Genomic DNA, 19,963 nt, shown 5'->3' with positions numbered 1-19,963 from the left:
TCGATGCTACTTTTTATAATGCTTCATTGCTTCGGGTATCAACTTTTGGATATCCGCAATACGCCTTTGGTCGCTCGGGTGCGTACTCAAAAACTCAGGGGGTTTCTGCCCACCAGCCCTGGAAGACATACGCTGCCAGAATGAAGCGGCTTCGTTCGGGTTGTATCCCGCCATGGCCATAAAGGTCAATCCCATTCTGTCGGCCTCGCTTTCTTGATTCCGGGAATATTTTAATAACGCTACCTGACTTCCCACGCCGTATAGTTGGTTAACAAGAACCTGCGTTACTTGCGACTTACCTGATGTTGCCAAGCCTACACCGACGCCGAGACCTTGGGCCGCCATCACATTAGAGGCTCGTTCGGAAGAGTGTCTGGCTATGGCATGCGCAATCTCATGCCCCATCACCGTCGCCAAACCAGCTTCGTTTTCCGTTACAGGAAGAATTCCCGTATATACAGCTACTTTTCCACCTGGCATACACCAAGCATTCACTTGCTGGTCGTCTATTAAGTTAAACTCCCAACTGAATTGATATTGATCGGCGTAGCCCTGCTGTTGCAAGTAAGATTCCACAGCCTGCGCTATTTTACGACCAACATTTTGAACCGTTTGTGCATTAGCTGTTCCCTTTACAACTTTAGTTTTAGGATCATTTAAAAGCTCGCGATAGGCCAGTGTCGCCTGCTGTTGCATGGTTTTATCGTCCACCAAACTCAGTTGTCGTCTACCCGTTAAGGGAACAGTAGAACATCCTGCAAAAAAAACCAATAAAAATAATGAACTAAACAACTTAGTTTTATTCCAATTCATAATAATGATTCTATTTGAACAAATATAGCAATTGTTGTGCCGATATGCTTCTTTCAAACACTCTTCTTCTTGAAAAGCGTAATTTTCGACTCCTTTCCTTTTAATAGTCGCTCAATGTTTTTTTGATGGGTTACAAGTATCAGGGCGCAGATGCACATGCCATATAACAATAAGGACTTATAAGGAGTATGGAAAACAAAAACTATACTGAACGGAAACGTGAAACCAGCCATAATGGAGCCCAAAGAAACATATCGCGTGAGCATCAACACACAAATAAAGACGCCTACACATAACAATGCTGCTTGTAGATGTACTGCCAGTACCATCCCAAACAAGGTAGCAACGCCCTTCCCTCCCCTAAAGCCCGCAAATAAAGGGAATAGATGCCCCATCACCGCAATAACGCCCAATGCGAGTTGATAATTAATAAAAAGCACCGAACTCGTCGGCCCCGTTATCGAAACACCAATAAAATAAGCAAGATTAGTAGCGGTCCACCCTTTTAAAATGTCTATAATCATGACGGCGATACCCGCCTTAGCACCCAGAACTCGGAACGTATTCGTGGCTCCTGCATTACCACTACCGTATTCCCTCACGTCCACGCCATAAAACGATTGTCCGAGCCAAACGGCTGTAGGTATGGATCCAAAAAGATAGGCAACCAGAAGTGCAATAATGGCATTAATTGATGTCATCGGGTACAATGATACTAAAAAGGAAAATCTTATTAGTAAAAAATCTTAACTTTAGTTAACAATCTGAGCCTTTAAACTCATATCAAGACTCTTAACAGAATGCGTCAACGCCCCCATTGAGATATAATTAACGCCACAGTCAGCAAATTGTTTAGCATTTTCAAGGGTGATGCCGCCCGAAGCTTCTGTTATAAACCTTCCATTTACTAGCGCAACAGCCTGCTTTAAGGTTTCGAAATCAAAATTGTCCAACAAGATGCGATCAACCTGACCGAATTTAATTACAGCGTCGAGCTCCTTCAAATTTCGTACTTCAATCTCTATTTGGATCGCTTTTTTTAAACTTTGTCGATACCGATTTGCCGCAACTAACGCCTCAACGATACCTCCTGCATAATCGACGTGGTTGTCTTTTATCAATATCATATCATACAAGCCAAAACGGTGATTGGTCCCCCCTCCTATGCGCACGGCTTCCTTTTCTAAAAATCGGATTCCCGGAGTGGTTTTCCGGGTATCAAGCACCTTCGTACCCGTGCCTTCCAACAACTCCACGACCCGTCGGGTGGTGCTTGCGATACCGCTCATCCTTTGCATGATATTCAGCACCAAACGCTCAGCCACCAATATGGAATGAATACTGCCTTCGACCGTTAAGACGATATCGCCTACCGAAACGTGTTCTCCGTCACTTCGTTTTGACCTCACCTCGAGTGATGGATCTACTTGCTGAAAGATAACATGAGCTACTTCTATGCCGGCTAAAACGCCGTCTTCCTTAATAATTAACTTCGCTGTTCCCTGCTTTCCCGCAGGAATCGTCGACAAAGAGGTATGATCTCCGTCGCCAACGTCCTCTTGCAACGCTTGGCTTATAAAAGTCCGTAGCTGTGTATTGTCTATAGTGCTCATATCGTAATCGGCTTCAAACCTAAGGAAAATTTCGTGAATAGAAAAAGTTTTAGCAAGCGCTCCGCGGATTCATAGCGACAGCGACTTCTCTTTGTAATCTGAGCTCGATTATCTTTATGAGCGCAGCGATTCAAGAATAAGCTTGGGCAAGACGCCGTTGCGCGGTTTTATTTTTCTTCTCTGTATTCATCAACGCTCATGAACCCTTCACAATGATCAAGATAAAAGGCACAAATAAGATCCGGACGCAGATTTATATTAATTGACAACATCGATCCGCATATCTGTTATGAGAAATTTGGAGTTCACGTTCTTTAAAGATAAGGAAACCCTAAATTTATGGGTCGAAGAAATCAACTCAATAACGGCATAACGATTTGTGGCATTGGTCTCCATTCTATGGAGAATTTTCCCACTTTGGATGGTATGTTTGCTAAAGAAATTATGTAGCAGTATTTCTGCTTGATTTTTAGAATAACTGTCACCTTCTTCCAGTAAAGAAAGACTTACCGTAGTTGAAAAATACATTGATAATTCCTTACTATTACCCGTTCTAAAGCAGTTTGCAATAGCGCCGATCAGATCATCTATACGAGAATAAGCAACGTTGGATTGTAGGTTAACAAAAATAAGAAGTAATATAATACATGCACTTTTCATCATCCCAACAGATAAAAGTTTAGCTTAATCGCCTTCGTGGTATCAATATATGTACAGTTTCTTCACCCATTACACGCTGCTTCCTATTACAGCCAAAAGCATGCCATTTTGTCAAAAATTTTCCGATTGCCAGCCCGTATAAGTCAATATTTAAAAAAAATTAAGCAAAGGACCATTTTTTGTATTAGGTTTGTGATAACAGAAAAATACACATACAAAAGCATATTAAAATGAAGAAAGCAATGCTCATAATTCTTGACGGTCTTGGTTACGGCAAGGATGATGATTCAAATGCGGTAAAGGCCGCTAATACGCCCTTTTTAGACCACTTATTGCATTCGTATCCGCACTCGAAACTGGAAGCCTCTGGAGAAGCTGTAGGCCTACCTGCTGGCCAAATGGGTAATTCTGAAGTGGGACATATGAATTTAGGTGCCGGTCGCATCGTATATCAGGAGCTTGGCCGTATTCATAAAGCGGTAGACGACGGAGAACTTAACCAAAACGATACGCTACAACAGGCCTTCGCTTATGCTAAAAAGGAAGGTAAGGCTGTACACCTGATCGGTCTCGTTTCTGATGGCGGCGTCCACGCACATACTAAACATCTCCGTGGTTTATGTGAAGCGGCACAAACGGCAGGGTTAACAGACAACGTGTTTATCCACGCTTTCTTGGATGGCAGAGACACCGACCCCCATTCGGGTGTAAGCTACATTAGCGAGCTTGAAGAATATCTGGCAGACGGAAAAGGCACATTGGCCTCTGCAATCGGTCGCTATTATGCAATGGACCGAGATAATCGTTGGGAGCGGGTCAAAGAGGCTTATGATCTTTTAGTACATGGCCAAGGAAAGGCCAGTACGGATATAGTTGCTGCAATTAAGGCCTCTTATGCTGATGGCGTAAGCGATGAATTTGTAAAACCGATCGTTAAAGTAAATCAGCAGGGCGCACCGCTGGCAACTATCAAAGACGGCGATGTGGTTATTTGTTTCAACTTTCGTACCGATAGAGGTCGGGAAATAAGCATCGCACTCACGCAAAAAGCGTTTCCCGATTACAATATGACACCGCTGAACTTAAGATACGTCACGATGACTTCTTATGATGAAACTTTTAAGCACGTAGAAGTGATTTTCCGAAAGGATGATATAACCGAAACGCTCGGAGAAGTACTGGAAAAAAACGGGAAAACGCAGGTCCGTATTGCCGAAACCGAAAAATATCCGCACGTAACGTTCTTCTTCTCGGGTGGCCGGGAAGCCGAATTTGCAGGAGAGTCACGAATACTGATTCCTTCGCCAAAGGTAGCTACTTACGATTTACAACCTGAAATGAGCGCGCAGGGCATTGCTGATGCCATTTGTAAAGAGATGGAAACCAATCATCCGGATTTTGTCTGTTTGAATTTTGCAAATCCCGATATGGTGGGTCATACCGGTGTCTTTAGCGCCGTGGTAAAAGCAGTTGAAACCGTAGACAGTTGTACCAAGCAAGTAGTAGAAAAAGGTATAGAGGAAGGCTACTCGTTTGTTATTATTGCCGATCATGGCAACTCCGAATATATGGTAAACGAAGATGGTACGCCCAATACGGCTCACACGACTAATTTGGTACCTTGTATCTTAATTGATAAAGACTATAAACAGATTAAAGACGGCAAGTTGGGAGACATCGCTCCGACGATCCTTACTTTATTAAACGTTCCGGTTCCTCAAAAAATGACCGGGGAAGTGCTTGTTTAATGTAGCGCTAAACTTAGGAGATGGACGATTACGGACGCTACACACGCCGTAAGGAAGCTGCCCATCTCCTATCTCATGACGCCGTTTACCTGTTTATCTACAAACCCCTAACATTTTATTTTTAATGAAATCCGCCTTACTTTTCGTTCTGATCGGCGCGCTTTTTTCCTTTACCGGCCTTTGCTCTTGTTCGTCCGACAAGGACGAAACGAAGACGACAGATCGGCCTTATTTCGATTTGGTTTCGTACTTCGAGCAGCAGGCGCGACACCTGCAGGAAGTGAATCCGGTAATTGTTAAAACTGTTGGTAAAAATGAACAGCGTGAACAGAAGAAACTACAATTAAGCGATTGGCAAAGAGAACTCGATCTGTTCGCTTCTTCGGATATAAATAAACCAGACTGGCTACAACGTTACAGCGTCGATTCAACAAACGACATCCTAACTTATCGTACAAAAGACCCGGAACTCCGCACAAAGGAAATTAAAATCCACAAAGATCAAAAAGGACGTATTAAGCGGATCTATATTTTGAATGGAGAAAAGAATTGGTTATACGAATCGTTGGAAAAGCTCGACTACTATCCCGACTCCCTCTATAGAATAGAAAAAGAACAAGCTATACGAATCATCGGTCGAAACAGCTATCTGATTACCGGAAAGATTGCATCATGAAAAAAGGCCTTAGTACTTTGCATACTAAGGCCTTTTTATAAGGATTTCCAACTGCCCTTATTTAGACAAGTTACTTTTGTAAATTTTCACTTTCTTAATCTCTTTTGCCAAATCTTCCCTCTTGGAATTCGCACTCAAGACGTGTTGTAAATCGTCTATGCTTTTTTGATAAGCCGCGCTCGCCTGATCCTTGTCATATACGGCAGTCGAATTAGTTCCCTGTAAGATGCCTAAATCTCTGTACGCCATACCTCTGCTTTGGTAATAAGATAAATCATCGGGATTAAGCTTAATCGCATTTGTGAAATCTTCGATACTCTCTTGCAACATCTTGTTACGTTCCGTCTCACTTAACTTGCTCTCCCCTTGTATAGCCAAGGTATTACGGGCCTTACCTCTCCAATAATAGGCTGAAAAGTTGTTCGGACTCTGGCTTAAAAGTTTCGTGAAAGAGTTGATCGCTTTATTATAGTCAGCACATCTGATCTGCGAATATCCCAACATGTACGTAACAAGCGTATCCGGATTCTTCACTTTTTCCAAGGCATTTACGGCCGCCTTAAAATCTCCATCCATGATCGCTTTATTTCCCAAGCGCACATAAGGATTACTGGACGAAGATTGCGACTGCGCTACGGCAGCACTTACGGAAAAAATAAAAATTCCCAGTAACACCAATTGTTTCATTGATTTACCAAAATTCATAAATTGATTGCGTCTAATGTTCATTTAATTAAAATTCTTTTGTTCCTCGAAGGCCATTATGTCACCTTAGTATAAGCCCAAGGGTCTATCCCTTCTCTAAGATAACAATTCAATTGCCATTTCGACACAAAAATAAACTAAAAATTGTGTATTTTATTGTGTCACCTTGAATATTATTCATTTACAGGCTTTTAATTTTATTGTAGTATCATTGCAAAGAAAGCGCAACACCCCATCTGAAAATATGACATGAATAGTAAAAAAAATCGATTAAATAGACATTGGCATAACCCTTGCACCATTATCTATTCGATCATTTACAAAAGAAAATAGCAGGGCAACTGTCATTTTGGCCAAAACCTGTTACCATATAAAACATAAAACATAAAAATGAGCAAGTTTGATCTATTCGATTTTAACCAAGCATTACCCATCATAAATGAAGACACGGAGTTTTTCCCTCTATTCACACAGCAAGATGAAGACGATATGAGCAGCGAGGAGTTACCCGACATTCTGTCCATACTACCTTTAAGAAATACAGTTTTGTTTCCCGGAGTGGTTATACCCATCACTGTCGGGCGCGACAAATCTATTAAATTGATTAAGGAAGCGTATAAAGGAGATCGCGCCATCGGCGTTGTCGCCCAACGCGATATGTCGATAGAAGATCCGGCTTTTGACCAGCTCCATAACGTTGGTACCGTAGCCATGATCATAAAAATGCTGCAGATGCCGGATGGTAATACCACCGTCATTATTCAGGGAAAACAACGGTTTAAACTGAAGGAAGAGGTACAGTCTGAACCCTATATCAAGGCGACGATAGAACGTTTTGTGGAAGAGAAGGCGAAAAAAGAAAAAGAATTCAATGCCCTGATCTCCTCCATCAAAGAATTAGCGCTTCAAATAATCAACATTTCGCCCAATATACCCAGCGAAACAGGAATCGCTATCAAAAACATTGAAAGTCCTTCTTTTTTGATCAATTTCATTTCCTCCAATATGAATGCTGATTTAACCTTAAAGCAGCAGCTATTGGAAACAAAGAACGTGAAAGAACGTGCCAACAAGGTGCTTGAGCAATTGACTGCAGAACTGCAGTTATTAGAGCTAAAAACTCAAATCCAAAACAAGGTTCGCGTTGACCTCGACAAACAGCAGCGTGATTATTTCCTGAATCAACAACTAAAAACCATACAGGAAGAGCTGGGCGGATCGACGCCTGATCTGGAAATCGAGGAGCTGCGAAAAAAATCCTTACAAAAGAAATGGAGTAAAGAGGTAGCGATCCACTTTAAAAAAGAGCTGGATAAATTAAGTCGGATTAATCCGGCAGCGGCAGATTATTCCGTTCAACTGAATTACCTCGAACTCTTGATCGACTTGCCTTGGAGCGAGTTCAGCAGAGATAATTTTGATCTAAAGCGAGCAGAGAAAATCTTGGATAAAGACCATTACGGCCTGGAAAAAGTAAAAAGGCGCATTATCGAGTATTTGGCAGTCTTGAAGCTTAAACGCGACATGAAAGCGCCGATATTATGCCTTGTAGGCCCTCCGGGAGTTGGTAAAACTTCCCTAGGAAAATCTATTGCCAAAGCCCTGAACCGAAAATATGTCAGGATGGCATTGGGCGGTGTTCGGGATGAGGCGGAAATTAGGGGACATAGAAAGACCTATATCGGTGCGATGCCCGGAAGAGTCATTCAATCAATAAAAAAAGCAGGTACCTCCAACCCGGTTTTCGTTTTAGATGAAATTGATAAAGTCGGAAATGATTTTCGGGGCGATCCATCCTCTGCTTTATTGGAAGTACTCGATCCTGAACAAAACAGCGCATTCTACGATCACTATGTAGAAATGGATTACGACCTTTCTAATGTCATGTTTATCGCTACAGCAAATTCACTAAGCACTATCCAACCCGCTTTGTTAGACAGAATGGAAATCATTGAGGTCAATGGGTATACCATCGAAGAGAAGATCGAGATAGCTAAGAAACACCTCCTGCCTAAACAGCGTGAACAGCATGGCTTAACGACAAAAGACATTTCACTTAAGAGCAGTGTAATAGAAAAAGTAATCGACGAATACACCCGCGAGTCGGGCGTGCGTGGCTTAGAGAAAAAGATAGGTGCGCTCGTTAGGGGCGTAGCAACCAATATGGTGATGGAAACACCGATCGGCCCGAATATCAATAGCCAGGACGTGAGCGATATCTTAGGCGCGCCGATTTACGATAAGGATCTATATGAGAGCAATGACGTAGCCGGCGTTGTAACCGGTTTAGCTTGGACGCAGGTTGGAGGCGATATTCTTTTTATTGAGTCCAGCTTGAGCCCCGGTAAAGGGAAGTTAACATTAACCGGCAATCTCGGCGATGTAATGAAAGAATCCGCGGGTATAGCGATGGCCTATCTGCGTGCACATGCGGCTGACTTCGAGATCGATTTTGAACTATTTGATAAATGGGACGTACATATTCACGTGCCTGCGGGGGCGACGCCGAAAGATGGTCCTTCGGCGGGCATAACGATGCTGACCGCTTTAGCTTCTTCCTTTACTCAGCGGAAAGTGCGTGCCAACTTAGCAATGACCGGAGAAATCACTTTACGCGGAAAAGTACTGCCTGTCGGTGGTATCAAAGAAAAGATTTTAGCTGCAAAAAGAGCGAACATCCGCGACATTATACTTTGCAAGTCGAACCGAAAAGATATCTTGGAAATTAAGGAAGGCTATATAAAAGATTTGAACTTTCACTATGTTAATGAGATGAAGGAAGTGATAGACTTTGCACTGTTAACAGAGAAGGTAAAAAAGCCCTTAGACTTCAGCATTAATAGATAAGAAAAATCCGAAAGCTTGCCTCCCGTAGGGATGGTAAAAGTCAAAATTCAAAAGTCAAAAGTCAAAAGTCAAAAGTCAAAACTTTAATAAATAAAAAAAGCTATCGAATGCACTCCGATAGCTTTTTTTATTTGCTTTCCACCCCAAGCGGCGACCCTCTTTACCGTTAAGGCCAAATTCCCATATTAAGATAAGAGGTGGCTATTTTGTCAATAGAACCTACAAAAGCGGCGGTACGTAAGGTACCGATGTTATTGTTTGCATTTTTTATTCTTCTAATCTCGTGATAAGATCGGATCATGGTGTCCTCCAAGCCAGAATTTACCAATTCAAGCTCTGAAGCGCCTTTTATAATCACGCTTCGCTGATCGCTTGTCAACGTAACGCCCGTGACAGCCTCCACCATATTGACGATATTCCTATTGGCCGTTTCTTCATAACGTTTGTCCATACGTCCAAAGGCGACATGCGATAGATTCTTCAGCCACTCGAAATAAGAAACCGTTACACCACCTGCATTGCAGTACATATCGGGAATAATAATGCCCCCATTTTTTGTAAATATTTCCTCCGCCTTCGGCGTGGTCGGCCCATTCGCACCTTCAGCAATAATTTTGGCCTTTATCCTTCCGATGTTGTCTTCCGTGATTTGCTTTTCCAAGGCGGCGGGTACCAATATATCGCATGCTTGTTCCAAGCCCTCACTTGGATTTGTAAACTCTTGCTTCGCTTTCTTGTAGCCTAAAACGGTACCAGTGTTTCTTCTGTGTTCTAAGATCGCATCAACGTCTAAACCATCCTCGTTATACAGAGCGCCATCGTACTCGCAGATTCCAACAATAACGGCGCCATACTCTTCCAGCACTTTTGCTGTATTATAGCCCACATTACCGAGTCCTTGCACAATTACGCGTTTACCTGCGATGCCGGGTGTTAGGCCCAATGCCTTCATGTCCTCTGCAATATCGGCGCATTCCCGAATCGCGATGGCAACACCCCTGCCTGTTGCAGCTTTCCTTCCATCAATACCACTCAAAGAAAGGGGCTTTCCTGTAACACTTCCCAATGCGTCTAATTGACCGGGATTCATCGTTAGGTAAGTGTCAGCGATCCAGCTCATTTCCCGCTCACCGGTACCATAATCCGGCGCCGGAACGTCAATTGCGGGCCCAATAAAATTTTTCTTGACCAATTCGACTGTATATCGTCGGGTAATCGTTTCCAGCTCAGGCACCGAATAATCCCTTGGATTGATACAAATCCCTCCTTTTGCCCCGCCGAAAGGAACGTTGACGATTGCACATTTATAGGTCATCAATGCTGCAAGCGCCATCACCTCGTCCTCGTTGACCATTTCACTGTAGCGGATTCCTCCCTTGGTAGGCGATTTATGATGCGAATGTTCCACACGCCATGCATCAATAACCTCCAATTTACCATTCGCTCTTCGGATTGGGAAACGGAAACGATAAACGCTATTACAAGCTTTTATCTGATCCAACAAGCCTTTATCGTGATTCGTGAACTGGGCTGCATGGTCAAAAAATTCGCAAACATCATTAAAGAAACTAAACTCTCCCTGTGACTTACTTGTGGCCATAATGTAAATTAATTAATAATTGGCTTCTCCTAAGAGTGCGTCTGCCCTTTGGAGCGCTTAACCTATTTATTTTTTCTTGTTTTCCAATCGACTGATTTTACGATCGATCGTAAAGAGATATATAATGAATCCTACAAATATCACGCAAACCACCGCGACCACTACATAAATCTTACCTGAACTTCGCAAAACATCCGCCATTTCAACGTCGTTTGACGACTGTGCAAAACTATGAAAAAAGGATGTCAACCCTAACAAAACCAAAAGAATTAGCTTCTTCATATCGTTTATGACAAATTGTTATTTTATTTTAAATAAAAATATAGAAACCATATATTTCGTATATTTTTGAAGGCTTCCCACCATATTTCTAAAAAACCAAAAGACTGCTACAGAGGACAGTCTATTAATAGTCCGCTTGCTTGCATACGCGAACTGATCACTGTTCCCAATCAATCAAGCGATAACGATACCTCAAGGTTGTTATCCATACACCTATTAACATCCAACCCAACACGGCCGGATAAAAAACCGCCCGCATCGTACCATCCATATCGAGGTTGCTAAAGGCGGGATTTCCGCCGTTCCCCGGATGAAGTGAATCGGTAAGGCGGGGAAGAATGAAAAGCAATACAATCATAACGGGAAACGCAAAAATGTTGTAGATCGCCGAAATCTTTGCCCGCTTCTGTTCTTCGTCAAGCGCATTTCTCAACACCAAATAAGCTAGATACATTAAAGTCGCTATAGCACTTCCATTAAGCTTCGGGTCATTGGGCCAAGGCTCTCCCCAGGTAACGTCCGCCCAAAGCATGCCGGTAATTAAACCAAAGCCGCAGAAAATAATGCCGACATTGACACTTTCGACTGCCAGCAAATCATGTTTGGTTTCTCCAGATGAAAGGTATTTAATACTATACACTACAGAAATTACATAAAGTAGGATCATAGCAAACCACATGGGGATGTGGAAATACGTATTGCGGATCGTTTCGTGAAGAATAGGTAATTCAGGTACCGGAAATAAAAACCCTCCTATAATCGAGTAAAATACCAATCCTGCTGCCAAAAATTTCCACCAATAAGCCTTCATTTCTCAATACAAGTTTGAATATAAGCGTTGTTTTAGTCTCGCCAAATGTAAGGAAATAACAACAAAGAAACCGTAAGGACGATCAAGTTTATCGCAAGAAGCACGCCGATCTCGTCATAACTCACACTCCGTTCTAAACCATCCATTGCATTTTTCGACAATTTGATGAGCACAATGATAACCGGGATCAGAACAGGAAAACTTAGAATGGCCATTAGCGTACCTGAGTTATTGGCTTTAGCGCTAATGCCTGATACCATCGTAAGTGCTGTTCCGAAACTAATACTGCCTAATAAAATGGTTATAAAATAAAGGGGCGGATCGCCTATTTCATTTCTGAAAATTGTACTGTAAGCAAAAAAAGCCACTGTCGCCAATAGCAACATGAGCAAGACATTGTAAATGATCTTCGATAAAATAATTGCTTGCGCGCTTACCAAGGTGTAATAATAGAGCTGCCTGGCTTTGCTCTCCTGCGTAAAGCTTTTTGAAATCGCATTGATTGACGTAAACAGTAATATAATCCAAAAAAGCGCATTCCATATAACTGGATGCACCGACTTAAACGCCTGATAGCAGACGAACACCGTTGAAATCACGTAAAGCAATACGCCGTTTAGCGCGTACTTGGACCGCCATTCCAACGTAATCTCTTTGCGCAAAAGTAGGTATACCTGTCTGACAAAATTCATATCGGACAAAGATACCCTTTTGCGGACATAACATAAAGGCCGCAAGACCAAAAGAAATAAAGATAACGGACGCAACAACACATTAACGCTCGACTCTTGTATTCGACGCGCCCGCATCTACCTATCAAAAACCTTTCGTCCGAAGGCCTTTAGGCTTCATCCACTTTTGAACGAGCCTCGCTACTCAAATCTTCGGCATACTTCAACCCTTTTTTCGTCAGGTCTTTTGCTTCTTCTTTATACTCGCCTGCCTTCTCCATAGCGTCATGACGCGCATCATCTGCCATATGCAGCACACGGTGATATTCTTCCTTCGCACGATTTGCCAAGTGGGAAGCTTTTTGTAGACCTTCCTCGGCTTGAGCTTTTAATGTCTTACTTAATCCATTGACGCCGTCTACTGCCTTGTTTAGCGTTTTACGCCCTTCGTTCGTACCGAACAAATAGTAAACTGCCGCTCCAGCAGCTAATCCTGCTAATGCAAAAGCAACAAACTTTGTTGTTTTGCCCTCTTTTTTGTCTTTCATTTCTTCTATTATAGTCATACGTTACTAACAGTTTGACAAAAAAAAGGTTTGAAAGGATTATAAATCAGCTATGGTTTTTACGGCTATATCCTGTTGTCCGCTCCGTATCTGTAAAGGGGTCTGGCTTTTATACTCGTACCCATTAGGTCCTAAATTCCACAACATCGGACTCAAAAAACGAATAGCAGCATCATATCCTTGGATCGTAGCCATTAAATTACCGGTATCTTTCGAATTTTTCGCCTCATTCTCGATCTCAAATGGCCCGTCAAATCCCTTTTCGCGTAATTTATCGACAAACGCTCGCCAATCCATATGATCAGAGCCTCCAAATCCCGGAAGCATCGCCTCGTAATGATGACGATCCCAGTCACTCAGGGGTTGCGAAACGCCGGCTTTTAAAGCCAAAGAAGCCGCTACTTGCTGCATGGGATACATGCCTCCCCACTCAATCCGCCCTTTCGTCAGCAGATTCCTGGTCGTTTTCACGTGGATTCGGTGAATCCGTGTGATGTCGCTTGCTGCGATAACTTCTACAGGATCGGTATGCTGCCAAATATCATGGGAAGGGTCATAAATCTCACCATGCGCCTTACTAGGTATCAAGGCATACATCAGCTTTCTCGCCGCCAAGACAGCAGGCAAGTTGTTATATGTCGAGGTATAGGCAGCAGAACGCCACCCCTCCATCGGACAATTTTCATATAAAATGGTGACACCCAAACTTTCGGCGTAGTCGACGATCGGTTCGAAGACGCGCTGGTATGCCTCTAAGTTTAACTGAAAGCCGTTTTCCTGGACACCCAATTCGTGGTTATAGCCCACAAAAGTGCCGACTTTAACGTTGTTTTCATCGCCGCCAAGCAAATGCGCAATCCGAATCAACTTCAATAGGTGGTTTTGGTTTTTAATCCGCTCCGATACATCGCCTCCTATCATATTCTCAAACGCACCGAGCGAAAGCTGTAAGCCGGCAGCGTTAAATTTGTCAATCAATCGTTTTGCCGCATCTAAATCAAAAGCGTCGTATTCCAAATGAGTTGCCGTGTGGTCTTGCCGACTGCCGTCCCTCCGAAAAACACATAGGTCAATACCTTGCGCACCTACCAAGACGGCTTTCTTAATTAAATCGTCAATCCCCAGCTTATCAAAAGCAGAGCTCATCAACCAAATCGGATTATTCAAATTATTCATTGTATATTCACTAAGTGCTATTAATCGAGAAAAACTATCCTTTATCGCAGTCCGCCGTTCATCCAATATACTTCATACTTGTCTTTCCATTCGTGTAAATCAAGTTCTTCCTTGAAAATACCATAAACCGTAGAGCCGGATCCGCTCATCGATGCATATAAGGCGCCCTTTTCGTAGAGAGTCGACTTTATTCCCCTGATTTCTGGATGGCGATTAAAAATCCCTGTTTCAAAATCATTAAAAATATGGTCTTTCCATTGCTCAACCGGCAAACGTATGTGGTCCAGGAGATGCTTACTTTCCCTACCGGCACGTACACTTCCATAGGCCTCTCCGGTAGAAACATGGATCGGCGGCTTCACCAGTACCAATTTATAGGCCGATAAATCGATGGATACGTCAGTAAACTCATCACCGATTCCGGTCGCAAAAACGGGTTTATTCTTAATGAAAAAACAGCAGTCCGCACCCAGCGCCCGTGCATACGCTTCCATTTGGTCGTCGCTTAAATGCAGGCCGAAGTACTGCGATAGCAACTTAATCAAAAAAGCAGCATCAGCCGAGCCACCGCCGAGGCCTGCACCAATCGGTATACGCTTGTGTAAATAGATAGATACAGGCTTTAAATCATAATCACGTGCAAGCAATTTATAGGCTCTAATACAAAGGTTATCCTCGTTATTGTTAGGTATATCCATGCCCGAAACCACTAACTTCAGTGAATTCGAGGGCACAAGCTCTAAAATATCAAACAGACTGACAGGATAAAAAACCGTCTCCAAGTTGTGATACCCATCTGCCCTCCTATTCAGCACTTGCAAGCCGATATTTATCTTGGCATTCGCGAATGTAATCATTCCACAGAATTAGTAATAAAAAAGGGAGAATGCAAATAATATCGGTTATCGGCTGCTTTATGTGCCTGCCGGTCTTAGCAAGCAATGGGCTCCGCCGTCCAAAAATCTATCATATCAAAAACAACGTCAACAAAAATCCCTATCTTTACCGCCATAACATCTCATCAAAATACGATGCAGCAATATCTCGATCTAATGCGCCATGTCTACGAACATGGTGTGGACAAACAAGACCGCACGGGCACGGGAACCCGTAGTGTATTCGGCTATCAGATGCGTTTTAATTTGCAGGAGGGCTTCCCCTTGGTTACGACCAAAAAGCTCCACCTCCGATCCATTATTCATGAATTGATCTGGTTTCTAAAAGGGGAAACAAACATCGCTTATTTAAAGGAGAATAAAGTGAGTATCTGGGATGAATGGGCGGATGAAAACGGCGATTTAGGTCCGGTATATGGATCACAATGGCGCTCTTGGCCTACCCCTGATGGCAGGCATATTGATCAGATTTCCCAGATCATTCACCAACTGAAGAACACACCGGATTCACGTCGTATCATTGTTTCCGCTTGGAACGTGGCCGAAATTGAAAAAATGGCGCTCCCGCCCTGTCATGCATTCTTTCAGTTTTATGTAGCTCCGCCCAATCCGGAAAAAGGACAGACGAAAGCACAGTTATCCTGCCAACTTTATCAGCGCAGCGCCGATATATTTTTAGGGGTGCCTTTTAATATCGCTTCTTATGCCCTGCTTACCATGATGGTTGCCCAGGTTTGCGATATGGAGGCAGCCGATTTTATACATACTTTAGGAGATGCACATCTATACAGCAACCACCTCGAGCAAGCGGCACTTCAATTAAGCCGTACGCCAAAAACTCTTCCCATATTAAAGGTTAATCCAGCAATTAGGAGTATCTTTGATTTCAAGTATGAAGATTTTACATTGACGAACTATGACCCTCACCCGCATATTAAAGCAGAGGTGGCGGTTTAACCGATTGAACCATGATTATATCCATCATTGTTGCTGCTTCGAAAAACAACGCGATCGGGAAGAATAATGAACTTCTTTGGCATATGCCAGCAGATTTGAAATTTTTCCGCAAAACCACTTCGGGGCATCCCGTTATTATGGGAAGGAAGACTTTCCAATCAGTGGGCCAGGCCCTTCCTAAACGCCGTAACATTGTCATTACCCGCCAAGCAGACTTCCATGCCGACAACATTGAAGTGGTCGGTTCCTTAGAAGAAGCATTAGCCGCATGTGAGACTGAAAAAGATGAGGTATTTATTGTAGGCGGCGCCCAAATCTATGAACAGGCAATACCGCTGACGGATAAGGTTTACTTAACCCGTATTCACCATGAATTTCAAGATGCAGACACGTTTTTTCCTGATTTAAATGACGAAGAATGGCAATTGGAAGAAGTGGAACATCATGAGAGTGATGAAAAGAACCCCTACGACTACAGCTTTTTGTTATATTCTAAAATCCAGAACTAGCGCGATACTATTCGCTCCTACATGCACTGAACCACGCTCCATTAAAATCTTACTTCGCTTCACAAGCGCTTGTTAAGAGCTAATTACGAAGTACTAACCGGCAAACAATTTTCTCGCAATAAACCCTTTGTTTATTTAAAAATTTCATAGCTTTGCCGTTCTTAACAAAAATGTATATAACAATTATTACATAAAATTACAACACTAAACAAAGATGCAAGGTAAAGGCCTAATTAACTTTTTTGTAATACTGATATCGATTGCGTGCCTGTATTCACTTTCATTTACTTTTGTAACCCGTAAGGTTGAACGCGACGCAGTTGCTTTTGCAAAAGGCGACCCCGTGAAGGAGCGGGCTTATTTAGATTCAATGGCAACCGTAGACGTGTATAACCTCGGTTTTGCCAAATTCTCCTACCAATATTGCAAAGAGCGTGAGCTGGCATTGGGATTGGATTTGAAGGGTGGAATGAACGTGACCATGGAAATCTCCCTAAAAGAATTGATCAGCAATTTAGCCGACAACCCGAAAGATGAGAATTTCCAGAAAGCTTTGGACAATGCCGAAGCCCGGAGTAAAGAAAGTCAAAAAGACTTTGTCAGTCTATTTGGAGAAGAATTTAAGAAGCTGAATCCGAACGGCAAACTGGCTACTTTCTTTGCAAATAAAGACAATGCGGTCAATAACATCACATCAAACTCAAGCGATGGAGATATCATTGCTTTCCTGCAAAAAGAATCCGGCAGTGCAATTGACCGTTCTTTCAACATTTTGCGTACGCGTATAGATAAATTCGGAGTTACTTCTCCTAATATTCAACGCCAACAAGGGACAAACCGAATCTTAATCGAACTTCCTGGCGTGAGTGATGAAGATCGTGTTCGTAAACTCTTGCAAGGATCGGCGAAACTGGAGTTTTGGGAGACCTACGACAATGCCGAGATCTTCCCTTTATTGGAAAATGTCAATCGTACGCTCGCTTCGACCCTAAAAACCAGTCAAGCAAGCGCCAGCACTACCGACACCACCGCAAAGGATAGTACTTCCGGAGGTCGTTTGGCTTCCCTAAGTGGCAATAAGGCCGCTGGAACGGATTCGACAACAAAAGACAGCAGCGCCGTAGCGCTTGAACAAGCAAGGAATCAAAACCCGCTGTTCGCCGTTTTAAGTCCTAATATCGGTCAAGGTCCGCAAGGACAACAGATGCTGGGCCAAGGTCCTGTAATTGGTTATGTCTTACAGAAAGATACCGCACTAGTTAACTCTTATTTCAACAGCGCTGAAATAAAATCGATTATCCCCGGCAACGTAAAACTCCTTTGGAGTGTGAAGCCGGTTTCGAAAGAAAGCAAAATGTTCCAGTTGTTTGCGGTTAAACCTACTGGTCTAAACGCTGGGCCGGTGCTTACCGGAAACGTGATCGCCGATGCTCGGGCGGACGTTGATCAACGCACCAATAATCCGCAAGTGGAAATGGTAATGAACAGCGAGGGCGCACGTGAATGGAGAAAAATAAGCGCTGCCGCTGCTGCTACAAACCCTAAGAAAGCGATTGCTATCGTTTTAGATAATACGGTCTATTCCGCGCCAACTGTACAAGACGAGATTCCGAACGGCGTTTCTTCCATCACAGGAAACTTTACTTTTGAAGATACACAGGACTTAGCTAACGTGTTAAAGGCAGGCCGTTTACCGGCGCCAGCTAAGATTGTTGAAGAAGCGATCGTTGGCCCTACGCTTGGTCAGGCAGCCATTGATGCCGGTATCAACTCATCGGTTATCGGCCTGATAGTCGTACTCATCTTTATGATCTTCTACTATAACCGCGCTGGTTTGGTAGCTAACATTGCGGTGATTTTTAACGTATTTTTCATCATGGGCATTCTGGCATCGCTGGGCGCTGTGCTGACCTTACCGGGTATTGCGGGGATCGTTTTAACTATGGGAACCGCCGTGGATGCGAATGTATTGATATATGAACGCATCCGTGAAGAGTTTGCGCTCGGTAAAGGCATTAGACAGGCGATCTCCGATGGCTACAAACACGCAATGCCTTCGATATTAGACTCCCAACTCACCACCTTCCTTGTCGGCATCATCTTATACATCTTTGGAACAGGTCCGATTTTAGGTTTCGCAACTACCTTAATGATTGGTATTATTACCTCATTATTTACGGCTATTTTCATTACCCGTATCATTTTTGAGTGGATGATCAAAAAAGATATGAAAATTTCCGTGTCTTATCCATGGAGCGAAAACACCTTGAAAAACGCCAATTTCGGTTTCACAAAAAATCGTAAAAAGTTCTACGGTTTGTCTATTGCTTTGGTGGTAATCAGTTTAATCTCGGTGTTTACGAAAGGCTTTAGTTTAGGTGTCGATTTCTCGGGTGGCCGCACCTATACCGTTAAATATGAAAATGCGGTAAATTTAGAAGAAGTACGCGGTCACGTCAATGCCACATTTGGTGTCAATAGCGAAGTGAAAACCTTCGGAGGCGATAACCAATTACGAGTAACCACGCCTTATTTAATTGATCAAACAGATGATGCGGCGGATAAACAGGTCCTCGATAAATTAAATGAAGGCTTAGCTAAAGTACAAAACAACCCGTACCAGATCGTAAGCTCGCAAAAGGTTGGGCCTACGATAGCAAATGATATCAAGGTGTCAGCTATCTATTCGGTGATCTTTTCAATCATTGTTATTGCTCTTTACATCCTTATCCGTTTCCGTAAATGGCAGTACAGTGTATCGGCAGCTATTTCCTTAGCGCATGATGCGATTATATTACTCGGAATCTTTTCGGTATTCGATGGTATTCTTCCATTCTCCCTGGACTTAGATCAACATTTCATCGCAGCAATACTTACTGTGCTGGCCTACTCGATCAATGACACGGTTGTGGTTTTCGACCGTATTCGTGAATATTTGAAAGAACACCGTGCTAAGAATGAATCGATCTCACATGTGGTTAATACTGCAATTAATAAAACGCTCAGTCGTACTATTATCACGTCATTAACGGTAATCTTTGTAATGGCTGTGTTATTTGTATTCGGTGGTGAGGTGATCCGCGGTTTCTCATTTGCTATCTTAATAGGTATCATTTTAGGAACTTATTCGTCAATCTTCCTTGCCGCACCGATCTTCGCAGACCTACAAGGAGATAACGAAACCAGTGTAAAAGAGCTTTCCGCTAAAGAAAAGGGAAATCTGAATCCGGTGAAAGCATAGTTTTTCGATTAAATTTCGGATATAAAAAAAGCCGAGGTGTTGACAGACATCTCGGCTTTTTTTATATCGTGATTATGGGCTATAAGGCATAGGAGTTAAGGTGTAAGGTCACAATGTCTTGTCCTGATATAGGTTGACAGTTTATTATTTACAAACTGACAAGCATGATGGCGAAATTACAGAGAATGACCG

Annotated in this window: 18 protein-coding genes; 6 read left to right on the top strand and 12 right to left on the bottom strand. The window is 42.9% G+C overall.

All coding sequences use genetic code 11. The annotated features are described in order from the left end of the window. Window positions 1–6: 6 nt before the first annotated feature. The 4 genes from EPX21_RS08925 to EPX21_RS08910 form a co-directional block, all read right to left on the bottom strand. Window positions 7–813, bottom strand: coding sequence for a M48 family metallopeptidase (locus EPX21_RS08925; protein WP_134089324.1), 807 nt, complete (start codon window positions 811–813; stop codon window positions 7–9). A 53-nt stretch (window positions 814–866) separates the two neighbouring features. Continuing rightward, the gene (gene plsY / locus EPX21_RS08920; RefSeq protein ID WP_134089323.1) at window positions 867–1,514 is read right to left on the bottom strand and encodes a glycerol-3-phosphate 1-O-acyltransferase PlsY; all 648 of its coding nucleotides are present in this window, start codon (window positions 1,512–1,514) and stop codon (window positions 867–869) included. A gap of 51 nt (window positions 1,515–1,565) precedes the next feature. Continuing rightward, window positions 1,566–2,426, bottom strand: coding sequence for a carboxylating nicotinate-nucleotide diphosphorylase (gene nadC, locus EPX21_RS08915; protein ID WP_134089322.1), 861 nt, complete (start codon window positions 2,424–2,426; stop codon window positions 1,566–1,568). A gap of 258 nt (window positions 2,427–2,684) precedes the next feature. Next, complete coding sequence (locus tag EPX21_RS08910) at window positions 2,685–3,089, bottom strand: DUF4783 domain-containing protein (RefSeq protein ID WP_134089321.1); 405 nt, start codon at window positions 3,087–3,089, stop codon at window positions 2,685–2,687. A gap of 227 nt (window positions 3,090–3,316) precedes the next feature. On the opposite strand from EPX21_RS08910, the gene gpmI reads away from it, so the two are divergent. Beyond that, window positions 3,317–4,834 carry a 2,3-bisphosphoglycerate-independent phosphoglycerate mutase gene (gene gpmI, locus EPX21_RS08905; protein WP_134089320.1) on the top strand — a complete coding sequence of 506 codons (1,518 nt, stop codon included), beginning with the start codon at window positions 3,317–3,319 and terminating at the stop codon, window positions 4,832–4,834. Window positions 4,835–4,958: 124 nt separating this feature from the next. Further along, a complete protein-coding gene (locus tag EPX21_RS08900) occupies window positions 4,959–5,510 on the top strand; it encodes a hypothetical protein (RefSeq protein ID WP_134089319.1) in 552 nt (183 codons plus the stop codon). Between the two features lie 57 nt (window positions 5,511–5,567). Here EPX21_RS08900 and EPX21_RS08895 read toward each other — a convergent pair whose 3' ends face one another. Then, window positions 5,568–6,239: a tetratricopeptide repeat protein gene (locus EPX21_RS08895; protein ID WP_134089318.1), complete on the bottom strand. Its 672-nt coding sequence runs from the start codon at window positions 6,237–6,239 to the stop codon at window positions 5,568–5,570. A gap of 366 nt (window positions 6,240–6,605) precedes the next feature. Between EPX21_RS08895 and lon the strand changes: the two genes are divergently transcribed. After that, window positions 6,606–9,062: an endopeptidase La gene (lon, locus tag EPX21_RS08890; protein ID WP_134089317.1), complete on the top strand. Its 2,457-nt coding sequence runs from the start codon at window positions 6,606–6,608 to the stop codon at window positions 9,060–9,062. 166 nt (window positions 9,063–9,228) lie between these two features. Here the strand turns inward: lon and EPX21_RS08885 are convergent, their stop codons facing one another. The 7 genes from EPX21_RS08885 to ispE all read right to left on the bottom strand — a co-directional run bounded on the left by EPX21_RS08885 (window position 9,229) and on the right by ispE (window position 15,025). Then, on the bottom strand, window positions 9,229–10,662 hold the full coding sequence (locus tag EPX21_RS08885) for a Glu/Leu/Phe/Val dehydrogenase (RefSeq protein WP_134089316.1): 1,434 nt from the start codon (window positions 10,660–10,662) through the stop codon (window positions 9,229–9,231). A 66-nt stretch (window positions 10,663–10,728) separates the two neighbouring features. Beyond that, entirely contained in the window at window positions 10,729–10,944 is a 216-nt protein-coding gene (locus tag EPX21_RS08880) for a CcmD family protein (RefSeq protein WP_134089315.1), read from the bottom strand. Window positions 10,945–11,101: 157 nt separating this feature from the next. Next, complete coding sequence (gene ccsA / locus EPX21_RS08875; protein WP_134089314.1) at window positions 11,102–11,755, bottom strand: cytochrome c biogenesis protein; 654 nt, start codon at window positions 11,753–11,755, stop codon at window positions 11,102–11,104. Between the two features lie 32 nt (window positions 11,756–11,787). Continuing rightward, on the bottom strand, window positions 11,788–12,447 hold the full coding sequence (locus tag EPX21_RS08870; protein WP_134089313.1) for a heme exporter protein CcmB: 660 nt from the start codon (window positions 12,445–12,447) through the stop codon (window positions 11,788–11,790). Between the two features lie 149 nt (window positions 12,448–12,596). Next, complete coding sequence (locus EPX21_RS08865; RefSeq protein WP_134089312.1) at window positions 12,597–12,974, bottom strand: hypothetical protein; 378 nt, start codon at window positions 12,972–12,974, stop codon at window positions 12,597–12,599. 57 nt (window positions 12,975–13,031) lie between these two features. Beyond that, window positions 13,032–14,168, bottom strand: coding sequence for a sugar phosphate isomerase/epimerase (locus EPX21_RS08860; RefSeq protein ID WP_134089311.1), 1,137 nt, complete (start codon window positions 14,166–14,168; stop codon window positions 13,032–13,034). Between the two features lie 41 nt (window positions 14,169–14,209). Then, window positions 14,210–15,025 carry a 4-(cytidine 5'-diphospho)-2-C-methyl-D-erythritol kinase gene (gene ispE / locus EPX21_RS08855; RefSeq protein ID WP_134089310.1) on the bottom strand — a complete coding sequence of 272 codons (816 nt, stop codon included), beginning with the start codon at window positions 15,023–15,025 and terminating at the stop codon, window positions 14,210–14,212. 174 nt (window positions 15,026–15,199) lie between these two features. Here ispE and EPX21_RS08850 point away from each other — a divergent pair, with 174 nt between their 5' ends. The 3 genes from EPX21_RS08850 to secDF all read left to right on the top strand — a co-directional run bounded on the left by EPX21_RS08850 (window position 15,200) and on the right by secDF (window position 19,771). Further along, complete coding sequence (locus EPX21_RS08850) at window positions 15,200–16,021, top strand: thymidylate synthase (protein ID WP_134089309.1); 822 nt, start codon at window positions 15,200–15,202, stop codon at window positions 16,019–16,021. 11 nt (window positions 16,022–16,032) lie between these two features. Continuing rightward, window positions 16,033–16,530, top strand: coding sequence for a dihydrofolate reductase (locus EPX21_RS08845; protein ID WP_134089308.1), 498 nt, complete (start codon window positions 16,033–16,035; stop codon window positions 16,528–16,530). Between the two features lie 214 nt (window positions 16,531–16,744). Further along, window positions 16,745–19,771: a protein translocase subunit SecDF gene (gene secDF, locus EPX21_RS08840; protein ID WP_134089307.1), complete on the top strand. Its 3,027-nt coding sequence runs from the start codon at window positions 16,745–16,747 to the stop codon at window positions 19,769–19,771. Window positions 19,772–19,963 lie beyond the last annotated feature (192 nt).

The sequence above is a fragment of the Olivibacter sp. XZL3 genome (genome assembly GCF_004368405.1).
Taxonomy (GTDB): domain Bacteria; phylum Bacteroidota; class Bacteroidia; order Sphingobacteriales; family Sphingobacteriaceae; genus Olivibacter.
The sequence above is the reverse complement of the archived record's forward strand: the minus strand, read 5'-3'. Positions and strand labels throughout refer to the sequence as shown.